Origin of the sequence: Paenirhodobacter sp. (assembly GCF_047600745.1) — a bacterium.
Classification (GTDB): Bacteria; Pseudomonadota; Alphaproteobacteria; order Rhodobacterales; family Rhodobacteraceae; genus Rhodobacter.
The window spans coordinates 278443-297197 of record NZ_JASGKI010000001.1 but is presented as its reverse complement, the minus strand read 5'-3'; the positions used below and the strand labels follow the sequence as shown (position 1 = coordinate 297197).

At 59.6% G+C, this 18755-nt stretch carries 13 protein-coding genes and 1 tRNA gene; 6 read left to right on the top strand and 8 right to left on the bottom strand.

The genetic code is table 11. The features are described 5' to 3' along the window. Positions 1–49: 49 nt before the first annotated feature. On the top strand, positions 50–442 hold the full coding sequence (locus tag QM789_RS01545) for a transposase (RefSeq protein ID WP_420350219.1): 393 nt from the start codon (positions 50–52) through the stop codon (positions 440–442). Here QM789_RS01545 and QM789_RS01540 read toward each other — a convergent pair. The 7 genes from QM789_RS01540 to QM789_RS01510 form a co-directional block, all read right to left on the bottom strand. After that, complete coding sequence (locus QM789_RS01540; protein ID WP_420350742.1) at positions 414–1037, bottom strand: IS630 family transposase; 624 nt, start codon at positions 1035–1037, stop codon at positions 414–416. The genes QM789_RS01545 and QM789_RS01540 overlap by 29 nt on opposite strands. Next, positions 1034–1261, bottom strand: coding sequence for a hypothetical protein (locus tag QM789_RS01535; RefSeq protein ID WP_420350218.1), 228 nt, complete (start codon positions 1259–1261; stop codon positions 1034–1036). Before QM789_RS01535 ends, QM789_RS01540 begins: the two co-directional genes overlap by 4 nt. 581 nt (positions 1262–1842) lie before the next feature. After that, positions 1843–3648 carry a TniQ family protein gene (locus tag QM789_RS01530; RefSeq protein ID WP_420350217.1) on the bottom strand — a complete coding sequence of 602 codons (1806 nt, stop codon included), beginning with the start codon at positions 3646–3648 and terminating at the stop codon, positions 1843–1845. Beyond that, positions 3645–4592 carry a TniB family NTP-binding protein gene (locus QM789_RS01525; protein WP_420350216.1) on the bottom strand — a complete coding sequence of 316 codons (948 nt, stop codon included), beginning with the start codon at positions 4590–4592 and terminating at the stop codon, positions 3645–3647. The genes QM789_RS01530 and QM789_RS01525 overlap by 4 nt, the downstream gene beginning before the upstream one ends. Further along, positions 4585–6720, bottom strand: coding sequence for a hypothetical protein (locus QM789_RS01520; protein WP_420350215.1), 2136 nt, complete (start codon positions 6718–6720; stop codon positions 4585–4587). The genes QM789_RS01525 and QM789_RS01520 overlap by 8 nt, the downstream gene beginning before the upstream one ends. Further along, entirely contained in the window at positions 6717–7412 is a 696-nt protein-coding gene (locus QM789_RS01515; RefSeq protein ID WP_420350214.1) for a hypothetical protein, read from the bottom strand. Before QM789_RS01515 ends, QM789_RS01520 begins: the two co-directional genes overlap by 4 nt. A 31-nt stretch (positions 7413–7443) precedes the next feature. Further along, entirely contained in the window at positions 7444–7680 is a 237-nt protein-coding gene (locus tag QM789_RS01510) for a helix-turn-helix domain-containing protein (RefSeq protein WP_420350213.1), read from the bottom strand. Positions 7681–8313: 633 nt separating this feature from the next. Here QM789_RS01510 and QM789_RS01505 point away from each other — a divergent pair. From QM789_RS01505 to QM789_RS01485, 5 genes are all read left to right on the top strand, one after another. Then, positions 8314–9030 carry a hypothetical protein gene (locus QM789_RS01505; RefSeq protein ID WP_420350212.1) on the top strand — a complete coding sequence of 239 codons (717 nt, stop codon included), beginning with the start codon at positions 8314–8316 and terminating at the stop codon, positions 9028–9030. 239 nt (positions 9031–9269) lie between these two features. After that, positions 9270–11030, top strand: a complete 1761-nt coding sequence (locus tag QM789_RS01500) for a site-specific DNA-methyltransferase (protein WP_420350211.1) — start codon at positions 9270–9272, stop codon at positions 11028–11030. Continuing rightward, on the top strand, positions 11027–13579 hold the full coding sequence (locus QM789_RS01495) for a DEAD/DEAH box helicase (protein ID WP_420350210.1): 2553 nt from the start codon (positions 11027–11029) through the stop codon (positions 13577–13579). Before QM789_RS01500 ends, QM789_RS01495 begins: the two co-directional genes overlap by 4 nt. Before the next feature lie 99 nt (positions 13580–13678). Continuing rightward, positions 13679–15913: an ATP-dependent nuclease gene (locus QM789_RS01490; RefSeq protein ID WP_420350209.1), complete on the top strand. Its 2235-nt coding sequence runs from the start codon at positions 13679–13681 to the stop codon at positions 15911–15913. After that, positions 15910–17880 (top strand): UvrD-helicase domain-containing protein, encoded by a 1971-nt coding sequence (locus QM789_RS01485; RefSeq protein WP_420350208.1) that lies wholly within the window; start codon positions 15910–15912, stop codon positions 17878–17880. Before QM789_RS01490 ends, QM789_RS01485 begins: the two co-directional genes overlap by 4 nt. 229 nt (positions 17881–18109) lie before the next feature. On the opposite strand, the gene QM789_RS01480 is transcribed toward QM789_RS01485, so the two are convergent. Further along, a tRNA-Ala gene (locus tag QM789_RS01480) sits at positions 18110–18185 on the bottom strand. Between the last annotated feature and the right edge of the window lie 570 nt (positions 18186–18755).

The window sequence follows — 18755 nt, the reverse complement described above, 5'->3', positions numbered from 1 at the left end:
GGGTGCTTCACAGGGCCCCGCTTTGAGGGTAGCTCGCCGATCATGGGAAATGGCAGGTTGGTCTTGGAATCTGACGGGTGCTGTTTGGTGCGGCGCCCGGATGCAAGGCGTACGGACGGATATGTCGGGCGCATGTTTCCGGACTGATTGGTCCTGGGGATTGCAAGAGCATGCAGCCAACGGTCGCGAGGGATGCGGTCGTCGTCATGACCAGCTACATCATTTCGTTGCCGACGGGGTCTGGCGCAGCGGGCCGCTGGAGGTTGCGCTTCTGGCCGGGACCGACAGGCTGATCGCTGAGGCAGTTGTTCTGGTCGTCAATGATGATACCTGCCTGTCGAAGACAGGGGGCTCATCCCGTCAGTGTCGCGTTGCAATATGCGTTCGCAGCACTGGCCTAGAGCGTGTTTCCGTCAATCAGCCTCATATCCTGCCGCTCTGAAGTAGTTGTAGCACTCCTCTTCCGAGAAGAGGTTGCAGAGCTGTCCGACGGCATTCCATAGCTGATCGTAGGTTCGTGCGGCTGCCTTTCGGATCAGGGATTTCAGCTTGGAGAACGCCATTTCGATGGGGTTAAGGTCGGGGCTATAGGGCGGCAGAAACAGGAACCAGGCGCCAATGCCGCGCAGGGCGGTCGCTGCGCCGGGGCTTTTGTGGCTTGAGAGGTTGTCCAGGATGACCACATCTCCGGGGCGCAGGGTCGGCACCAGCTGTGTTTCGATGTAAAGGGTGAACACCTCGGCGTTCATTGCGCCGTCGAAGACCCACGGGGCGTCCAGCCGGTCATGGCGCAAAGCCGCAACAAAGGTCTGGGTTCGCCAGTGGCCGAACGGCGCGTGATCGACCAGGCGCTGCCCGCGCGGCGCCCAGCCGGTGGGCTTCGCCATGTTGGTCTTGATCGAGGTTTCGTCGACGAAAGCCAGCCGTTCCAGATGATTGGCCATGAATGTCTGGCGTTTGGCAATCCAGATATGTCGCTTGTCGGCGACGTCCTTGCGCTTCTGTTCAAGCGCCTGAAGATCTTTTTTGTGTGTCAGACCCGCCAGACGGTGGCGCGGTGGACGGCGATGCCATGCGTCTCAGCCAGCTCCGCGACCAACTCGTCGAGCGTGATCTCGCCCTTGGCGGCGACGCGGGCCTCGATCCACTCGGTCGCGCCCGTCAGCTTGCCCTGCCCGCCGCCGTTGCCTTGCCGCCGCGGCGCCAGCGACCCGGTTTCATGGCGGAGCCGGACCAGATCGTTGACGAATTTCGGGGACACCCGGAAATGACGCGCCGCTTCGCGGTGCCCATGGCCTCCATCGACATACCCAACAACTCGCGTTCGCAACTCTATCGGATGTGATTTGCCCATCGGCGACCCCCATATCGGCTTCAACAGAAGGGAATCACAACACAACCAAGCTGGGAAGCATGAATCCGAAAGGCAGAAACACGCTCTAGCTAACCCATGGCTGAGGGGATTGACCGGCGCTTGCGGGCGGTTTTGCTGCCTGTGCCGGGGGGGTGACTTTCCCACATATGCCACGATCCGGCCCATCATCTCGCGGGGAACCAGCGGGTGTGGTCCCGTTGTCGCTCATCGGGTCGCCGCTCGTCGGCCAAACCTAGTTGGAATGCGGACGCGGGTTGACTGCATATCGCCGCCAACCACTTGTTTTGTAATAGGAAATTATCATTGCATGATGAAAAGTACCTCGTAGTTGTTCCATTTTCTGCCACGAAAACTCAATGAAATCAGTCCCTCTGATTTCCGATCACGCAGCTGCTTGTCCATTTGCGCCATAAACCTTGTCCCGGGGCAGACAAAAAAACACCGGCCCGAAGGCCGGTGGGACGATTTCAAAGGAAGTCAAGGACCTCCCGCCGATAGATCGGTTCGGTTTTTTCTCCGAGGTCGAGTTGGTGTTCAGGCAAAAGATCATCTCTTCCCACGAAGTTCTGCCGGCCTTCGATTTTTCGAACCAGATCCCGTTGCGATATGAACAAATCCTGAAATACGTCGATTGAGTGCGGGCACACGTAAACCTGCGGCCGGGCTGGTGGTGGTCGTTTGACGGGAACCCCGTCGAGATGTCCATGCGCAATAAGGGCGGTGATGGTGGCGACAGGCAGGTGCAGAAGCCGCGCAGCCCTCCTTGGATGGACGGCGCCCTCTTCGGGCAGGCTGATCGCCTCGCGCAAGACCACAGGATCAATCAGAAAACTCCGGAATCCTGCCGCCTCGTTGTGACGGCAGCGCAGTGGGAGCTTGTGCAGCAGGATTAGTGCAGTGGCCTTTTCTGTGGTGATTTTCGTGCGATGCGCGGCGGTAGCGATGTCCTCCCACCCATGTTGCGGGTCCCCAGTTTCGCGCAACCTGTCGAGCCGATCCATGAATCCCGAAAGTGCGGACACCTGATAGAGCGGCAGCGCCTTTTCTTCGCGCATAAAGACCGGGATCAAGTCCGGCCGCGTCAGTTTTGTCAATAGGAAACGCTTGATTCCGAGATAGACTGCGGCCTCAGTCGCGTTCAAAAGGCCAGAAAACTCGGCCGCGATGGTGGCGAGTACGCCGTCCGGTATGTAGTCGTGGATATCGAAACCCAGCTTCTCGCCATTGGGCGTTGCCAGCCCCATCGAACAGAGGCGACGGCCCAACTGGCGTTTGGTGATCCCGCTCGCGCGAACGGCAGTGGGAAGCGAATGCACAAACTGGCGTGGACATTCCTTGCCGAGCACCAATGCACCTCGGGCGACCGGGAAATTCTTCCAGATGAAATCGCGGACGAGATCGCGGATGATATCGAAATCGCGGTCGTCGTCGCGATAGCGCAGCCATTCGAAGAAGAAACGATAGCGTGCCCGATACCGGCCAGCATCGTTGACATGGCCGCGCTTCATGTCGGCCAACACCTGATGCAGGGCCTCGGGGCCAGCGGCAAGGACAGGGAAACCGGCAGCGCCTGCCGCGATCCATTGCAGGTCAGTAATGTCGGAGCGTTTGGGATCGGGGCCAAGGGGCATGAGGATACCGAGGTTTTCCGCTGTCTGGGAAACGACATGAAGCGGTAGCTTGCCCAGCCAGCCCGCATCATCGTTTTCCCCTGAGATGCGGCTGATCAGATAGTGCTCCAACACCATATTGGTTTCAGAAACCGGCATTGGTGGGATTGAAACGTGCCGCTCTATGATCCGCGCGAAATCGAACACATCCTTGTTGCTGGGCGCGGGCGGCATTGGGACCAGAGCACAGCCATGCAGGGCGCAGCTTCGGATGCTGTTCAATTGCCACGCCCCCGGATGTCCGATGCCAAGAGGACCATTCTGCGCCTGTTCATCCAGGCATAGCGGGCAGGCATAGATCTGGGTTCTTGACAGGGCGGTGAACTTGATCCGCTCCTGACCGACCTGGAACCAGCCCGGCTCGATCAGACGTGGAGTCCAAAACAGAAGCGGATTTGGGTCTAGCCCCGCCAAGGCTGCAACGCGGCGGATTTCCCTTTCCGCACCATTGGTCAGCTCGCGATGGTCTATCCCGAGGTCGGAGCAGAATGTGATGAGCCGGGGGGCGCCGTTCCGCCAAGCGAGGCGCGAGGTGAGCGAAGTGGCACTTTCGCCGATAATCGGCTCGACGGATAGCGGCAGGGCAGCGATGGTGAACATCATTGGGCCTCCCGGATGAACACCTTGCGGGCGTCGATCCTGTGGTAATCTGTGACGATGAAGGGGTTGAACGCGTCCCAACAAGACGACCTATGCTCATAGGCCAGCGCGAAATCGCGCGCCTGCAAGGCCGGGGTCTGTTCCAGCAGCGCCACTTCGATTGCAGCAATGATGATCTCGATCACCAGCCCGAACTGAAAGGCACTCGCATGGATCAGCCGTTCCGCCAAAGCGATGGTCTGACTGTCTGGGGCGGCAGTCAGACCGACGCGAGTGGCGTAATCCCCGATCAGGCCGACGATATCAGGGGCATGAGCCACCGGCGATAGCGGTGCGAAATGCACCGCATCCATGCGCCGGGCCAGCTGCGGATCGTGGTTGAGGATGCGTTCAAGCTCCTCGGTGCCCGAAAGCAGAATGCCCACCGGCCAGTCGGGATCGGTCATTAGGGTTTTCAGCATCGAGGCGACGGCGTTGAGTTCACTCGTCGTGCCACGGGAACTGAGGTCTTGCGCCTCGTCCAGATGCAGGAACAAGACGCGGCGCTGCCGCAGCTGATGCCGTGCCAGATCCCAGATGTACCACGCCTGCCGTTCGGCCGAGAGGTTGTAGCCGAGTGCACGCAGGATCATCTGCCCAAGGAATTTCAACGTGGCGGGGGACGGCACGCGCAGGCTGATGATCGTTGCTTCGGTGCAGGATGAGTGCGCCAGTTCCACCCTTGCCCGTGCGACGAGCTGCGCCATGGCGCAGCTCTTTCCGGTGCCAGATGCGCCTGAAAGGGAAATGCCATGCGCATCTGCGCTGCGCCCGGCGGCAATATCCGCAAGACGCTTTTCCAAAAGCATGCGGAACCGCGCCTGCAAGGGCTCGAACCGCTCGTGAAGGATGAACCTTGCGCGCAAATCGGCAATCTTGCTTGCGATGGTTGAGGGGATGTCACTCATCGTCAAACCTCCATGTCTTGCCGCGCCGCACATCGGGATTGGCGGGCAACGTCTCTTCCCGCGTCTCGAACGAGGATTTCTCAGCGTCTTCCGGGGGCCGGATTTCGATGCCGTCTGTCAGCGGATCACCGGAATGGCCGCCGTCAGCCAGCTTGATGCCGGAAGAGGTCAGAGAGAAATGCAGGGCTTCTTCGTTCCGGGCGATTTCAGCATCGGTGACATGGAAAGGTGTCAACTGCATCCGCAGCGCGGCGGCGCGGTTGGTTTCAGAAATCCGGGCGATGGCCCGCTGCACGAGATTTTCCGACAGGGCGGCCGCGCGACGATGTTGCATGCGAAGCGCCCGGCAGGCCTCCTGCCAGTCGCTATAGCACATTCCGTCAAAGCCACGATGGTTGCAGGTCGCGGCGTGCCAGGCCCCGCCGACCTTGATCGCGATCCAACCTAGATCGAAAAGGTCAGCGCGGATTTCCATATCGCGCTCGGGCGAGTGCAGGAACGCCTCGCGCAGGGCATCGCAGCGGTAGGAAAGGCCAGCGAAGAGAACACCGTCACCGCGCAAACGCTGGGTCATGGGGCGCCCGAACGCCTTGCGCAGCACCAGCCCGTCTGGCACCGGTAGTAAACCCTGTTCAGATGCCAGCCGCTTCCAGCAATTCGCCGGGGTCTCGCCTTTTAACGACCCGTGGGGTTCGTTGTGGTATATATCCACGACAAAGGTCAGCAGGATGCGGATGAGATCATCGTCATCCAGGCAGGCCAGCTGTTCGGAGGGGTAGTCGGCGCGTTCGACCGGGTTGAAGAACGTCCGGCCCGACAGAAGCGGCATAAGCTTGTGCCCGACCGTGCGGAAAAAGCTTTCGATATTGCCGCGCATCTGCGGCAGACCCGCCGGGGGGAAGTGCATCGTCACGCCGAGTGAGGCCACGACTGTCCGGAAATCTTCGGAAATGAAAGCTGATCCCTGATCGGTGACGAGCGTGCCGACACCTGCAACCTGATCCCAGGGGCTCTCGCAGCCTGCGGCCTGCGCATAGGGCGTCCGGTCGTGGAACACATCCCGCAGGGTGCGGATCGCATCCTGCGCGTTCGGGGTTTCCGCCAGCCGAAGCGCGAGGATGCACTTCGTGGCGCAATCCTTGGCGACATAGAGCCAGCGTCGCCCTTTGAGCCGCTCGATCTGTTCCGCAGGCAAGTGGTCTAGAATCCCGGATGGGGTCAGCAGCGAAATCACGTCGAGGCGGTTTTCATCCATCTCAACCCGCTCGCCGGGGAACAGCGTCTCGACACCCGTCTCGAACAGATTGAATTTCCGGTTCGCCGCATCGATGCCCCAGCGTCGTGCATGGATATAATAGGGGTCGGCCTCGGAAAGCCGCCGCAGCAGGCTGCGCTCAGATGGCAGTGCCAGTTCGGCCATGCCCTCGCCCTGCCTGTGCTGGTTCTCGGATTTGATCCGATTGCGGGCCTCGACCACCGCCTGCCGTTTGGTCGGGCGTTGCGTGCTGGCATAGATTTCGATCACATCTGACACCATCGCCTCGGTCCGGTGGCACCAGCGCAAGCCGCGATTGCCGCTGCGATGGGTGCGGGGCAGAAGTGCCAGCGGATCATAGCCGCCTTCCTCATAGGCGCGAAGCCAGCGCAGAATGGTTTTGGCGCAAGGGAGCTTGCGGGTAACGAATTTTGCGCCCGCGCGGCGTCCACCGGCGGCATTGGCAATCTGCCCCGATTTCCGCCGAACCTCGTAGTCGAGTGAAGGCAGGATAGCCGTGACCGATGAATAGGTTCTGGCAACCTTGCCTCCCTGTTCGAACATCAGGAAGCTGTCGCAGATCGCCTGCCGCCAGAGGACCATAGACCTGGATTCAGCATCGAGTTCGGCCAGCATATCAGCCGGACGGCTTTTCCTGTCGCGGCTACGGGCGAAGTCGAAATACCCGGCTTGGTAGCGGGTATCGGAGGATTGCAGCAGATCATGAACCTCGGCATGGGTGAAGCTCTCGGTGATTCCCGGCTGGTCGGTGCGTTCAAGCGTGATGGTTTCAGCCTGAACCTCAATGGGATGATAAGCAACGCCACCCGCCGTTAGCAGGTCTGAGCGGGAGAGACGGAGGCGCATGTTCATGCTGCGACCTCCGTCAAAGCGGAACGGTTCCACATGATCCGCCGCGCAGCTTCGGCCGCCGCCCTCCGGTCAAGCTGCTCGTCGGTCACGAGTTTGACCCGATGCGCGAAATGCTTTGGCATGTCGGCAGCGATATGGCGCAACTCGGTGATGAAATCCTGTCGGATCACCCGGTCCGCCGGCTTGATGGCGACCGCGATCCGCTCGCCGCTGGTCAGCGTGACGAGAAAATCGAAGACACGACTCGCAGTGCGGCCATCGGCGCGGCGGTACAGAATCGCAGGTGGCTGTTCCAGAATGTCATGTACCTCCGGGCGCAGCAGCGTCAGGCACAGGAAGCGGTATTCCAACATGCTTTCGAATTGGATGACGCGCGGGCGCTCGTAGGCCGGAAGTTTGGCGATCATGCTGCCGCGTAGGCTCGCCTTGGAGTGACGCACTACGTCCCGACTGGCGCGACTCGGTTCCGGCGCGCGGTGGATTAGGGTCTGGTTCATATGGTTTCGGAGCGTGTGGTCATCCATGCCCCTGCCTTTCGGCACGGGGGAAGAAGCGCTTCCGCCTTCTTTCAAAAATGCAGGGGCGATCCCGCCGAAACCATTCCGGCGGGTTGACTTTTTCTGCGTCTCGGGGGAGAGAATAGGGGTCGGCTCGAAATCGACACCTAATTCTGAAGGGCCTTCCTGTTCCACCAGGAGGGCCTTTTCCCTTTGTGACGGTATGCTATTTTTCGGTTGAGCCCTCCTCCTCAGTGTATCGTTCCGGGAACAGCTGTTCTGGCGTAGTCCCTAAGGCGGATGCTAGTTCCGATTCGATTCGTCGCGACCGGCGGTAGCCTTGGCTGACAATCGTGATTGTCTCAGGCGCTACCCCAACCTCTCTTGCCAGTGCGCTGATCGAAAGACCGACTGCGCTCAAGCGTTTGCGGATGTCTGCGTGGCGCGCCAGATCAACAGTCATTGTTACTCCATGCTAGACTAGGGGTTCCAGGCGAACTGGGAAACGAAATTTGCGAATCACCCGTCCCACAAATGGATCAAGTGATTCGGCGAATCAATAACAAAGGTCTCGCAAGCCTTTGAATTATCAAATTGAATTTAGATTGATTCATGTGCGCGGTGTTTTGGGGCATCACCCAACACCCGTGCGATTACGCTGTGATCCCGATCAAGGCTCGACGGCAGGACAAGGGAAGCCGTCTGGTGAACTCCGTGCAGAATCCCACAACTCTGACTGTTCGGCTCCAGCAAAGTTGATTCTGCCGTATCAGGAGGACTGTGCAATCATGACCGATTATAAAAATCGGCACCGTTCCCCCATATGCACTAGTGCCGCCAAGATCGGCCGGGGCGGTGGTCATCTCCCCGGCGCGGTATCGAGATACATGATATGCTGAACCTCAGGCGGCAGGAAGGTCCCGGGCCACAAAACTCTGCATGCGACCAGAATGCGCTGAAAGTGCTGCTCGTAGCCCATGGCATGCCATGATACCCCTCAATGAAGGAATAGCCGGTGGGTCCATGCCAAGCCTTGGCGTAGATTCTCCGCAACGCTGGATAGTATCACTGTGCAGCAGCAAAAAGGATGACAGCCATGAGACGCGGGAACCGCCGTCGCTTCACCCCTTTCTCCTCCCTGTCGCGATACCGGCAGCGTGATGCCTTCGTGCGTTTGCGTTGGAAAATTCTGGGTGACAAGTCGATCTATGGTGGGCTGTTCACCAGCCATCTGGTGCTGGACGAACCGGGCCGCCCAGATATCTACAGGCAGTGGTTCGATTTCCTGTTTCTGGGCCTTGACGGTCACAGCATCTGGAACGCCAGCATAACCACCGGCAACCTGCGTTTCTGGGAATGCGCCGAGGATCTCGCCACGGAGCAGACCCGGTCCCGCCTGACGGAGGCAGAACTGGAAGAGGAATATCGCTGGAAATTCAGTCCTGCATTTTATGACGGCAGGCAAAAACTTTATCGGGTGATCCGGCCCGAACCGCGCCGTCATGCCGCGCTCGATGGCCTGACCGTCAGGGAGTATGAGGAGAAGGTCGCCTCGGAGATCTTGCGCGAGACCCCGCCGGTGATCCATGAATCTTTCCGGCTGGACAACTCATACCAATACGGCATCGGGCTGGAAATTATCGTCGATGCGCCATTCATCGATCATACCGTGATCGAAGGAGCCATCTTACGGTTTCAGGAGCTTGGCGAGATCGATTGGCAAAGCCCCGAGCCGATCCCCCGCGATCATCTGCCGTTCCAGACAGAGGCCGTCGCCATGACCGCCGCTGCGCACCATGGGCCGCAAGGCTGAACAATGGATTCCCACGTTGCTTCCATAACTGAAGGTGAAGCGCTAATTCGGAAATGTGGTACAAAGCGGTGTAGGGGAAAGGCCTGTAGTTACAGTTAGATTTTCGCGCGCGCGGAATGGCTTTCGGCGTTGAGACATGAGCGGCCGCAGTGTATGCGGTGGCTTCGGACGGCGGGCCACCTTCGCCAGCCGCAAGCCGACCGGGGCCTCATACTCGCCCCAAGAATACGGGACAGGGCATGAGCAAATATGACGATCTTCCCCGCGAGCAGTTGATCGAACTGTTGAAGAAGCGGGACCGCACCAAGAAGCTGGGTCTGGTCTGGGAGCGGGACGAGATCGAGGCGGACAACGCCGTGGACGCCAACTTCGTGGCGGCGACGATCATCCCCGACCTGTCGGACAAGCCCGCGCCGTGGCGGAACATGGTGATCGAGGGCGACAACTACGACGCCCTGCGCTGGCTGCGCATGACGATGGCAGGGCAGATCAAGTGTATCTACATCGACCCTCCCTATAACACAGGCACAACGACCTGGGTCTACAATGACCGTTACATCAATCCTGAGGATGCGTATCGGCAGTCGACATGGTTGGAGTTCATGTTCCGGCGTCTCGCGCTGGCCCGCGATCTTCTTGCGCCGTCTGGCGTTATCTTGGTTTCTATCAATGATGAGCAGCGGGCGCGTCTTGAGCTGTTGATGGATGAAGTCCTGCCCGGCATGCGGCTTGGCTGCTTTGTCTGGCGAACAAGGAAAGGCGGTTACGACAGCGGCAACTATTCGAAGGATCACGATTTTGTCTTGGTCTACAGGAATGCGGAGTTCGAATTCGCAGGCTCTGCAAAGCAGCGAGATGACTACAGTAACCCGGACGGTGATGGGCGTGGCGATTGGACAGACGACCCCCTCCAACAGCCCAAGAGTTATAAGCAGCGAAAGAACGGCGTTTACTTCATTGAAGACAAAGAGACAGGTATATTCTACCCGCCAAATCCTAATCGAGTGTGGTCGGTCGGTAGAAAAGGCGACAAGGGACTTACTGGTCCGACAATTGAAGACCTAATCGCTAAAAATCTTATAATTTTTAAGCGAAAGGGCGAATATGTCGTCTACGATTCCATGAAAGAATTGCTTGCGGCGATTGCTGATCGGTCAGCACACAAGTTTGCACGGATTGACCTCCCCAACCTTGAGGAATGGATCGGAAAGAAAATCGGCCTCGGGAGCGTTCGGATAAAGAAGTTCCTCAAGGATAAAACTGAAGAACCCAACCCCCTCTCCAGTATGCTCGATGGTATTGTTTCGGAGGAAAGTTACTCGGAAGAAGTTGGTCAGACTGCCGAAGGCACTCGGCAAATCAGAAACATCTTTGGTCAGTCGGTGTTCGAATACCCCAAGCCTGTCTCATTGCTCAAGCTTTTAGTGGAACAGTCAACCCGACCTGGCGACGCGGTGCTGGATTTCTTCGCAGGTTCCGCAACCACGGCCCAAGCCGTCATGGAATTGAACGCCGAGGATGGCGGGGATCGGCGGTTCATCATGGTGTCGTCCACCGAGGCGACCGCCGATGAACCCGACAAGAACTTGTGCCGCGACGTGACGGCGGAACGCATCCGCCGCCTGAATGCCTCTGACGACAAGAAATTCGCAGACCTTTCCGCCGATTTCGCCTATCTGCGCTGCCGCGAGATCGAGTTTGAAGACCTGGACCAAGACCTTGCACCTGCCGAGGTCTGGACGGCTTTGGAAACGCTGCACCGCCTGCCTATGACCCGCTACACCCAAGCGCCATGGCAGGAGCACAAAACAGAGCAACAGACCCTGATCTTTGCGGATCGGGTTAGCACGGAGCTGCTTGAGCACCTGCGAGGCGTGGCCGAGCGGCGCGAAAATGCCTTTGTCTATGCCTGGGCACCGGGCCAGATCACCGCTGCCCTTGGCGATGCGCTGGACGTACGATCAGTCCGCACTGAACTGGTCGGAAGGTTCCGCCAATGACCGGAGACGCCGATTTCCGTCTGTCGCTGGCCCCATACCAGCAAAACGCTGTCGATGCGATAGCCGAGACTTTGCGCACGGTTTCCGCCCTGCATGACCGCGAACCCGAACATCGGGAGCGGATTTCGCGCGAGCTGGGGGTGATTCTGCTGCAAGCCCCCACCGGATCGGGCAAGACCCTGATGCTGGGCCGTGCGCTGGAAGCCGTGCGAGGGCAGCTTTCCGCGAAGACGGTGTGGTTCTGGTTTGCCCCGTATGCCGGGCTGGTGATGCAGACCCGCAGTGCCCTGACAGCGCAATGCGGTGCGTTGCGTCAACGCGATGTCTATGCCGACCGCGAGGCCAGTGCCGCGCGGGATGGCGATGTGTTCGTGCAGACTTGGGCCTCGGTCGCGGTGGTCAAGAAGGAGAGCCGCAAGGTCCGCACCGACAAGGAGGCGTCGCTGTCGGTGGATAGCATGATTGCCGAGTTGCGCGAACGCGGGTTCCGTATCGGCGTGGTGATCGACGAGGCACACCTGAATTTCGGCTCGGGAGCGGTAGCGACGGCAGATTTCTTCCTCAATGTGCTGTCGCCCGATTTCACGGTGCTGGCAACGGCCACGCCGAACGATGCCAAGCTGGAAAAGTTCGAACGCGATGCCGGGTTGAAGGTCGCCAGCCGTGTGACGGTTTCGCGCGATGCGGTCGTCAAGGCGGGGCTGAACAAGATCGGCCTGATGGTTGGCGTTCTGCGGTTCAAGGAAGAGGACCGTGCGCTGATCGACACCGAAGTGGCGACTCTGACGGCGGGATGGTCGCAGCATTCGTTTATCAAGGACAAGCTGGCCGAGAAAGGGATCAGCCTGACGCCCCTGATGCTGGTGCAGGTCGAGGATCAGCAAGAGGGCAAGGAAGACCCAGTTGCGCGGGTGAGGGAGCGGCTGATCGAGATCGGGGTGCCCGAGAAGGCGATTGCTGTTCACACCTCGGGCGAGCCGGACCCCGCCTTTCACACGTTGGCCTATGATCCCGAGATTGAAGTGCTGGTGTTCAAGCTGGCGGTTGCGACCGGGTTCGACGCACCGCGAGCGTGGACGCTGGTTTCCGTGCGCCCGTCGCGCGGGCGAGATTTCGGGTTGCAGATCGTGGGGCGGATCATGCGGGTGCACCCGCTGGTGCGCCCGCTGCATGGGACAGAGCCACTGCTGGACCGGGGCTATGTCTTCATGTCGGACCCGGAGTTGCAGGTTGGTCTCGATGAAGCCGCCGCCGATCTGAAAGCGGTGCGCGAGGGGATAGCGGTTCTGACCGATACACTCGACGTTAATGTATTGGGCAACGATACGCGGGCGGCTGAAAGCTATGGTGCAACGCCCTTGCCGCCCCCGCCGGTGCAGACCATGCCGGGTGAGACCGAGGCCGACCGTGTTGAACGGCAGGTGTCGATGGGTTTGCTAAACCCAAACTATGTCACCGCCTCGCCCCTGCGTCAGCAAAGTGCCCTGAGTGCTGTTGAGGGGTTTTCGGCACCGGCTACCCCACCGCTGTTCCCAAACCTTCCCGATGTCCTGTCGCCGCGCGTGACGCCTGCGCAGCCCGTGCCGCAAGAGCATCAGGTGAAGTATCTGCTGCGGATGGACTTGGGCATTCCGTCCGCGCTGGTGCGGGAGGAACTGCCAAACCTCTTCGACATCGAAGGCGACCTTTGCCCGCAGATCGCCCGCGAGTTCTGCCGGATGGTGCCCATGACCCCGATGTTGCTGAGGGTGAACAGCAACGCCGAACTGTCGATGCGCGACTTATTCAACGCAGACCAGACTGACCAGCGTAATCTGAGTGTCAGGATGTCGGCGGCCCGGATCGCGGAACAGGCGCAGGCGCAACTTATGTTCAATGACGGCATCGACCCTCGCCGCATCCGTGACGCGGTGGAAGCCGAGCTTGCCCGTTTGTGCCAGAAGGATGGGATCGCCGCGACGAGTCGCGATATCCGCAGGACGATCAACCTGGCCATCCTGCGTCAACCGCAGGCGTTGAAAGAGGCCGTCCGCATCGCACAGAGCCATCACATCCGCCTGGAGAGCAACGAGCCGATCCCGACAGAACAGTTCGGCCCGAAGGATGCCGCCAAGGCCAGAAAGGGGGCCTATGGGGCCTTCATCGGTCGTTATAACCGTCCCGAGCGGGCCTTTGTTGAAATGCTCGACAATGACGACACGGGCCGGATCAAATGGTGGCTGCGGAACCCCGAAAGCGAGAAATGGGCAACGAGGCTGATCTTGCCGACCGGCAAGCGGTTTTTCCCTGATTTCGTCGTGGGTGTCAGCGGGCGACGCACCCGCGACAGCATCGCACTGGTCGAGATCAAGGATGACGGCGAAACAGGGCGACTGCATTCCGACAGCAATGCGATCAAAATCCGATCCGAGCACAGCGAGTACAAAAAGGTCTTTTGGTCGTTCCGCGAGACGGATGGCATTTTCTTGAAAGCTGTCTGGAACCAGTCCTACAATCGAATTTTCGGCGCGGGACCGTTTGAGATCGAGGACATGGTGTTGATCCAGTAAGTTTGGAAGTCGTTAGCGATTGAGATCATCTACAAAAAACGTAGGCTAAGTGGATATAAAAAACAGCGCAGCAATTTCTGCGAGGGGGGCACCCATATTATGAAATTTACACGCATTGAAATTTTCAATTTCCGCAAATTGCGTGGCGCTCGGCTCGACATGTCGGATAAGCAGACTCTGCTCGTTGGGGCGAACAACAGCGGCAAGACATCGGCCATGAAAGCGCTGCGCAAATTCCTCAAGGATCGCGGCGGTATCGACACGCGTGATGTGACAGCCTCAAACTGGGAAGAGATAGAACAGATCGCGGGCGCCTGGACACAAGAGGCCGAGGCGGATCTCACCCCCCTTCTGGCCCAGCTTCCGTTCATCGACGTCTGGCTCCATGCTGAGGCGTCAGACTTCCACCATGTCGCTCATCTGATCCCGACACTTACCTGGACTGGCGGCCTGCTCGGCGTACGTTTGCGCCTTGAGCCAAAAAAAGGGGCTGACATCAAAGCGGGGTACCTTGCCGCGCGCCAGGCCGCCGAAGCGCTTCAGCCGGTTGGCACATCGGCTAAAGGTTTTGCGCTATGGCCGCGCGACTTTCGGGAGTTTCTCGACAAACGGATGAAGGATCTGTTTGAGCTGAACGCCCATCTCTTGGACCCTTCAACTTACACAGCTTCCGGAGAGGTTGCGCCACCGCCCTTGCCTCCCTTGTCCGTGGGGATTGGCCCCAACCCCTTCGCCGGACTTCTGCATGTTTGTGAAATAAACGCGCAGCGCGGGTTCTCCGATGTCGGTGATGGGAAAGACGATGATGGTAAGCTCGTCCATGCCGCCAACCGCAAGCTTGCAAGCCAGATACAGCCCTATTTCCGTAAACATATTGACCCCGAAACGGCGCCCACGCCGAACGACGTCGAAGCGCTCAGGGCGATGTATGATGCCGAGACCACCTTTAATGACCGCCTCAAGGATGGCTTCGCCAATGCCATCAAGGAACTGGAAGATCTCGGCTACCCAGGCGGACTGAACAATCCCAAAATCTCAATTGCCACGCAGATCAAACCCGTTGACGGGCTCGATCACCCAGCGGCGGTGCAATACGACATCTCGGGCGACGCATCCGGAGTGAAGCTGCCTGAAGGCTACAATGGGCTGGGCTTCCAGAACCTGATCTCGATGGTATTTCAGCTCATGCGTTTCCGCGATGACTGGATGCAGGTAGGCAAGTTCAAATCGCAGGTGCTGAACCCAGACGACAGGGGCATCGAACCCCTGCAACTGGTGCTGATCGAGGAACCCGAGGCGCATCTTCATGTGCAGGTGCAGCAGGTCTTCATGGCTAGGGCCTATAAGGTATTGCGCAACCATGAAGATCTGGAAAAGAAGGGATCGGCTTTTACCACGCAGCTGGTCGTGAGTACCCATTCAGGCCATATCGCGCACGCCGCCGTGTTTGAAGAACTGCGTTATTTCAAGCGCGAGCTGCCAAGTCACGGAGTTGTGCCCACGGCCACAGTGGCAAATATGACGGGGCTCTTTGGTGCGGACACACAAACTCGTCGCTTCGTGACGCGCTATTTGCTGAGCACACATTTTGATCTATTCTTCGCCGACGCCATCATCGTGATCGAGGGTGCTGCAGAGCGGATCCTGCTGCCGCATCTGATCCAGCATCACTACCCTGACCTTGCCGTGGCCTATCTATCCTTCCTGGAGCTGGGAGGCAGCCACGCGCACCGCATGCGTCCCTTGATCGAGGCGCTGGAGGTGCCGACGCTGATCATCACCGATCTCGATGCCGTGGCGAAGGTTGATATAGACGGAAAGAATGTCACGCAATCGGCACGACCGCGCTCGGGGGCTGCTCAAACCATCGTGAACCAGGTTCTGAAAACCTGGCTCCCCGGGATTGAGGAGGTCGATAAGCTGATGGCCGCGCCGCCAAATACGCTTTGTCATACCGATGCATCCCGCGCTATTGCCGTCGCCTATCAGACCCCGCAAGAGGTGACGCAGGGTGCGCAGACCCAAACCATCACGCCCAGCACGTTCGAGGATGCTCTTGCTCTGGCCAACGCGGAGGCCGTGACGGACGCCGCAAAGGCAGAACTCGCTTGCCGTATGACCCGTGCTTTTGCGAAATCGATCTCCACCGCGTCCACACCTGAGGACCTCGCCACAGCGCTCTTTGATAGGTTGGCAAAATACCCGGAGAAGGCCGCCTTTGCCCTGGATCTTCTGTACATCGAAGACATCAAGGTGTTGCGCGCGCCCCCCTATATCGAGAAGGGCTTGATCTGGCTTGCGGGCGCGCTGACGGGCGGGGAGGGCGCGGCGTGACAGAACTGACCGACGCCACCCGCGACGCTGGCGCTGACGCGACGATCCGCGCGTGCCTGTCCCTCGATCAGCCGCGCAGCTTTTTTCTCTTTGCCGGGGCGGGATCGGGCAAGACGCGCTCTCTCAAGGACGCACTGGAGGGGTTGGACACGCAGACCCTGACCACCTTGCGCAAACACAGCCGTAAGATCGCCGTCATCACCTATACCAACGCCGCCGCAGATGAGATCACGCGCCGCGTCAAGGCCGATCCGGTGTTTCAGGTGCAGACCATCCACAGCTTCGCTTGGTCGCTCATCGAGGGGCGCACGGCGGATATTAGGGGCTGGCTGGAGAGCAACCTGCAGACAGAGATTGCCAAGATTCAGGCAGACCACGCGAATGGCCGGGCGGGCAATGCCCATGACGAACGCGCCAAGAAGATGGCCTCCAAGAAAAAGCGGCTGGAGCGCCTGGCCGAGATCCGCGCCTTCACCTACGCGCCCGTAGGGGACAATTTTGGCCGCGATGCGCTGCAACATACCGAAGTCATTGCGCTCGCCGCGCATTTCCTGACTGAAAGCGAGACGTTCCAGAACATTGTTCTGGCGCGCTACCCGTTCATCCTGATCGACGAGAGCCAGGACACGATGAAACCACTGATGGAGGCGCTTTTGACCTTCGAGGCGCGCCATCGCGGCCGCATCGCCCTAGGGCTGCTCGGGGACACAATGCAGCGCATCTACACCGATGGTTTGCGCGATCTCGACCAACGGGTTGGGGATTTCGCGCAACCGGCCAAACAGATGAACCACCGCAGCCGCGCGCGGATCGTAGACTTGGCGAATGCGATCCGGCGCGACGATGATGGCCGCCAGCAGCGAGCACGCGAAGACAAACCGGGTGGCACCGTGCGCGTCTTTCTTGCGCCAAGCGAGGGCACGGATCGCGCAGCCTTTGAAGCCTCCACCCGGGCGGAGATGGCCCGCATCACCGGAGATGCCGCGTGGCAGAACGCGGAGGCGATCAAGACCCTCACGATCGAGCGTCACATGGCCGCCGCGCGTCTTCATTTTAGTGAGCTATTTGAGCCCCTGAGCAAGCCCGACAAGCTCAAGGACGGGTTTCGCGATGGCACCTTGCCCGCGATGCGGCTTTTCACCCACCGGATCTTACCTTTGGTGACGGCACAAAGGAATGGGGATGCCTTTGCCGCAATGGCGGTGCTGCGCGACGGCTCACCGCTGGTCGATAAGAGAGGTATCCGGGCTGGGCGCGGGGGCCAGGCCACTGGCCTCGACGCGGCGCGGGCGGGCGTCGCAGCGCTGATGACGCTATTTAAGGACGAGCGGGATCCGAGTTGTGCCGAAGTGTTAGCGGTCGTGGCCGAGCACCGGCTGTTCCCAATCCCCGACCAGCTTCGGCCCTGTTTGCCTGACGACAGTCCCGTGTCCCAGGACATGGTCGGCACCCTTGCCGAGCTTGGTCCCTTTTTGGACGAGTTCGACCTGACCACGCCCGAGGCCACGCCACCCACCGAAACCACCATCACCGAGGCCTGGACGCAGGCGCTTGAGGCCCCGTTTTCCCAGGTGGCGCGCTACCTCGCCTATGTCGAAGACCGCAGCTCTTATGGCACCCACCAAGGGGTCAAGGGGCTCGAATTTCCCCGGGTCATGGTGATCGCCGACGACGCCCACACGCGCTTCAAAGGCTTTGCCTCGTATGAGACGCTGTTTGGCGTGAAGCGCCTGAGCGCCGCCTCCCAGAAAAAGGCGGACAATGGCGAGGAAACCACGATCGAGCGCACCCGCCGCTTGCTCTATGTCACCTGTACTCGCGCAGAAGAGAGCCTCGCGCTTGTGCTCTATTCCGAGGCCCCCGACGCGATCCGCAGTTCTTTGATCTCCAAAAAATGGATGACCGAGGACGAGATCGTGATGGCTGAGACCCACGGGTCATATCAGGAAGCTACACTGAAGCGCTGAACTAGTTCAGTAAAGAACGCTATAAGCCGAATCTGTCGCACGGCGATGCGTGGCTGGCTAGTGATGGGGGGCGAGGAGGCTGGGTCTTGACCACGCTAAAGCGCAGAAAAAAAATCCAGCAGAGCAAGCTCTACCGGCTTCGTACTCGCCCACAGACGCAGATTTCCAATAAAATGGACAAACCGCTGTCATTAATGGAAGATCTATCTGGCACTTGCCAAATGATAATTGGTGGAGCCAAGGGGAGTCGAACCCCTGACCTCTTGAATGCCATTCAAGCGCTCTCCCAACTGAGCTATGGCCCCACTGCATATCGGCGACATCGTCGCGATGCCGGTCGTATACGGGGCGCGTCATTCGAGTGCAAGAGGCTTTTCGCGCGAAACAGGATAAATATGTTGCGCTGATCCCGAGGTGACGGCGGCCGGGTGAAGAAGTGGGTATTCGTGACGTTTTCCGCGCTGGCCGCAGGTTCGGGCGGCCTTTTCAAGCCGTTGCAGAGCGGCCCATGAGCGACGGGGCGGGAGTTGCATATCCACCGATGCTGGCCGAGGGGTGCGGCTGCCCGCATGTTCCAGCGCGCCGGAATTCCCGCAGGGCACGAACAGCGCGGATGAGTCCCGTCGATGCGCCATGCGGTGGCGCCCGCCTTGCCAACAGTTTTCGAGGACGCCCAGAACGCGAATCCGCAGTGGCGGCGGGCAGGGGGTACCTTCGGGCGACGCATAGCCCCTCTGCGGGGCGGGGCGACGTCTCTCCCGAGGGGCCAACGAAAACAGGCCCTGCGTTGGTCCGTGGCGAAACCGCATAACGGCCTGAGCCATCCGCGATCCGATAAATCTTGCTGATTTCGGTCGGAATTGTTGTTCAATTCC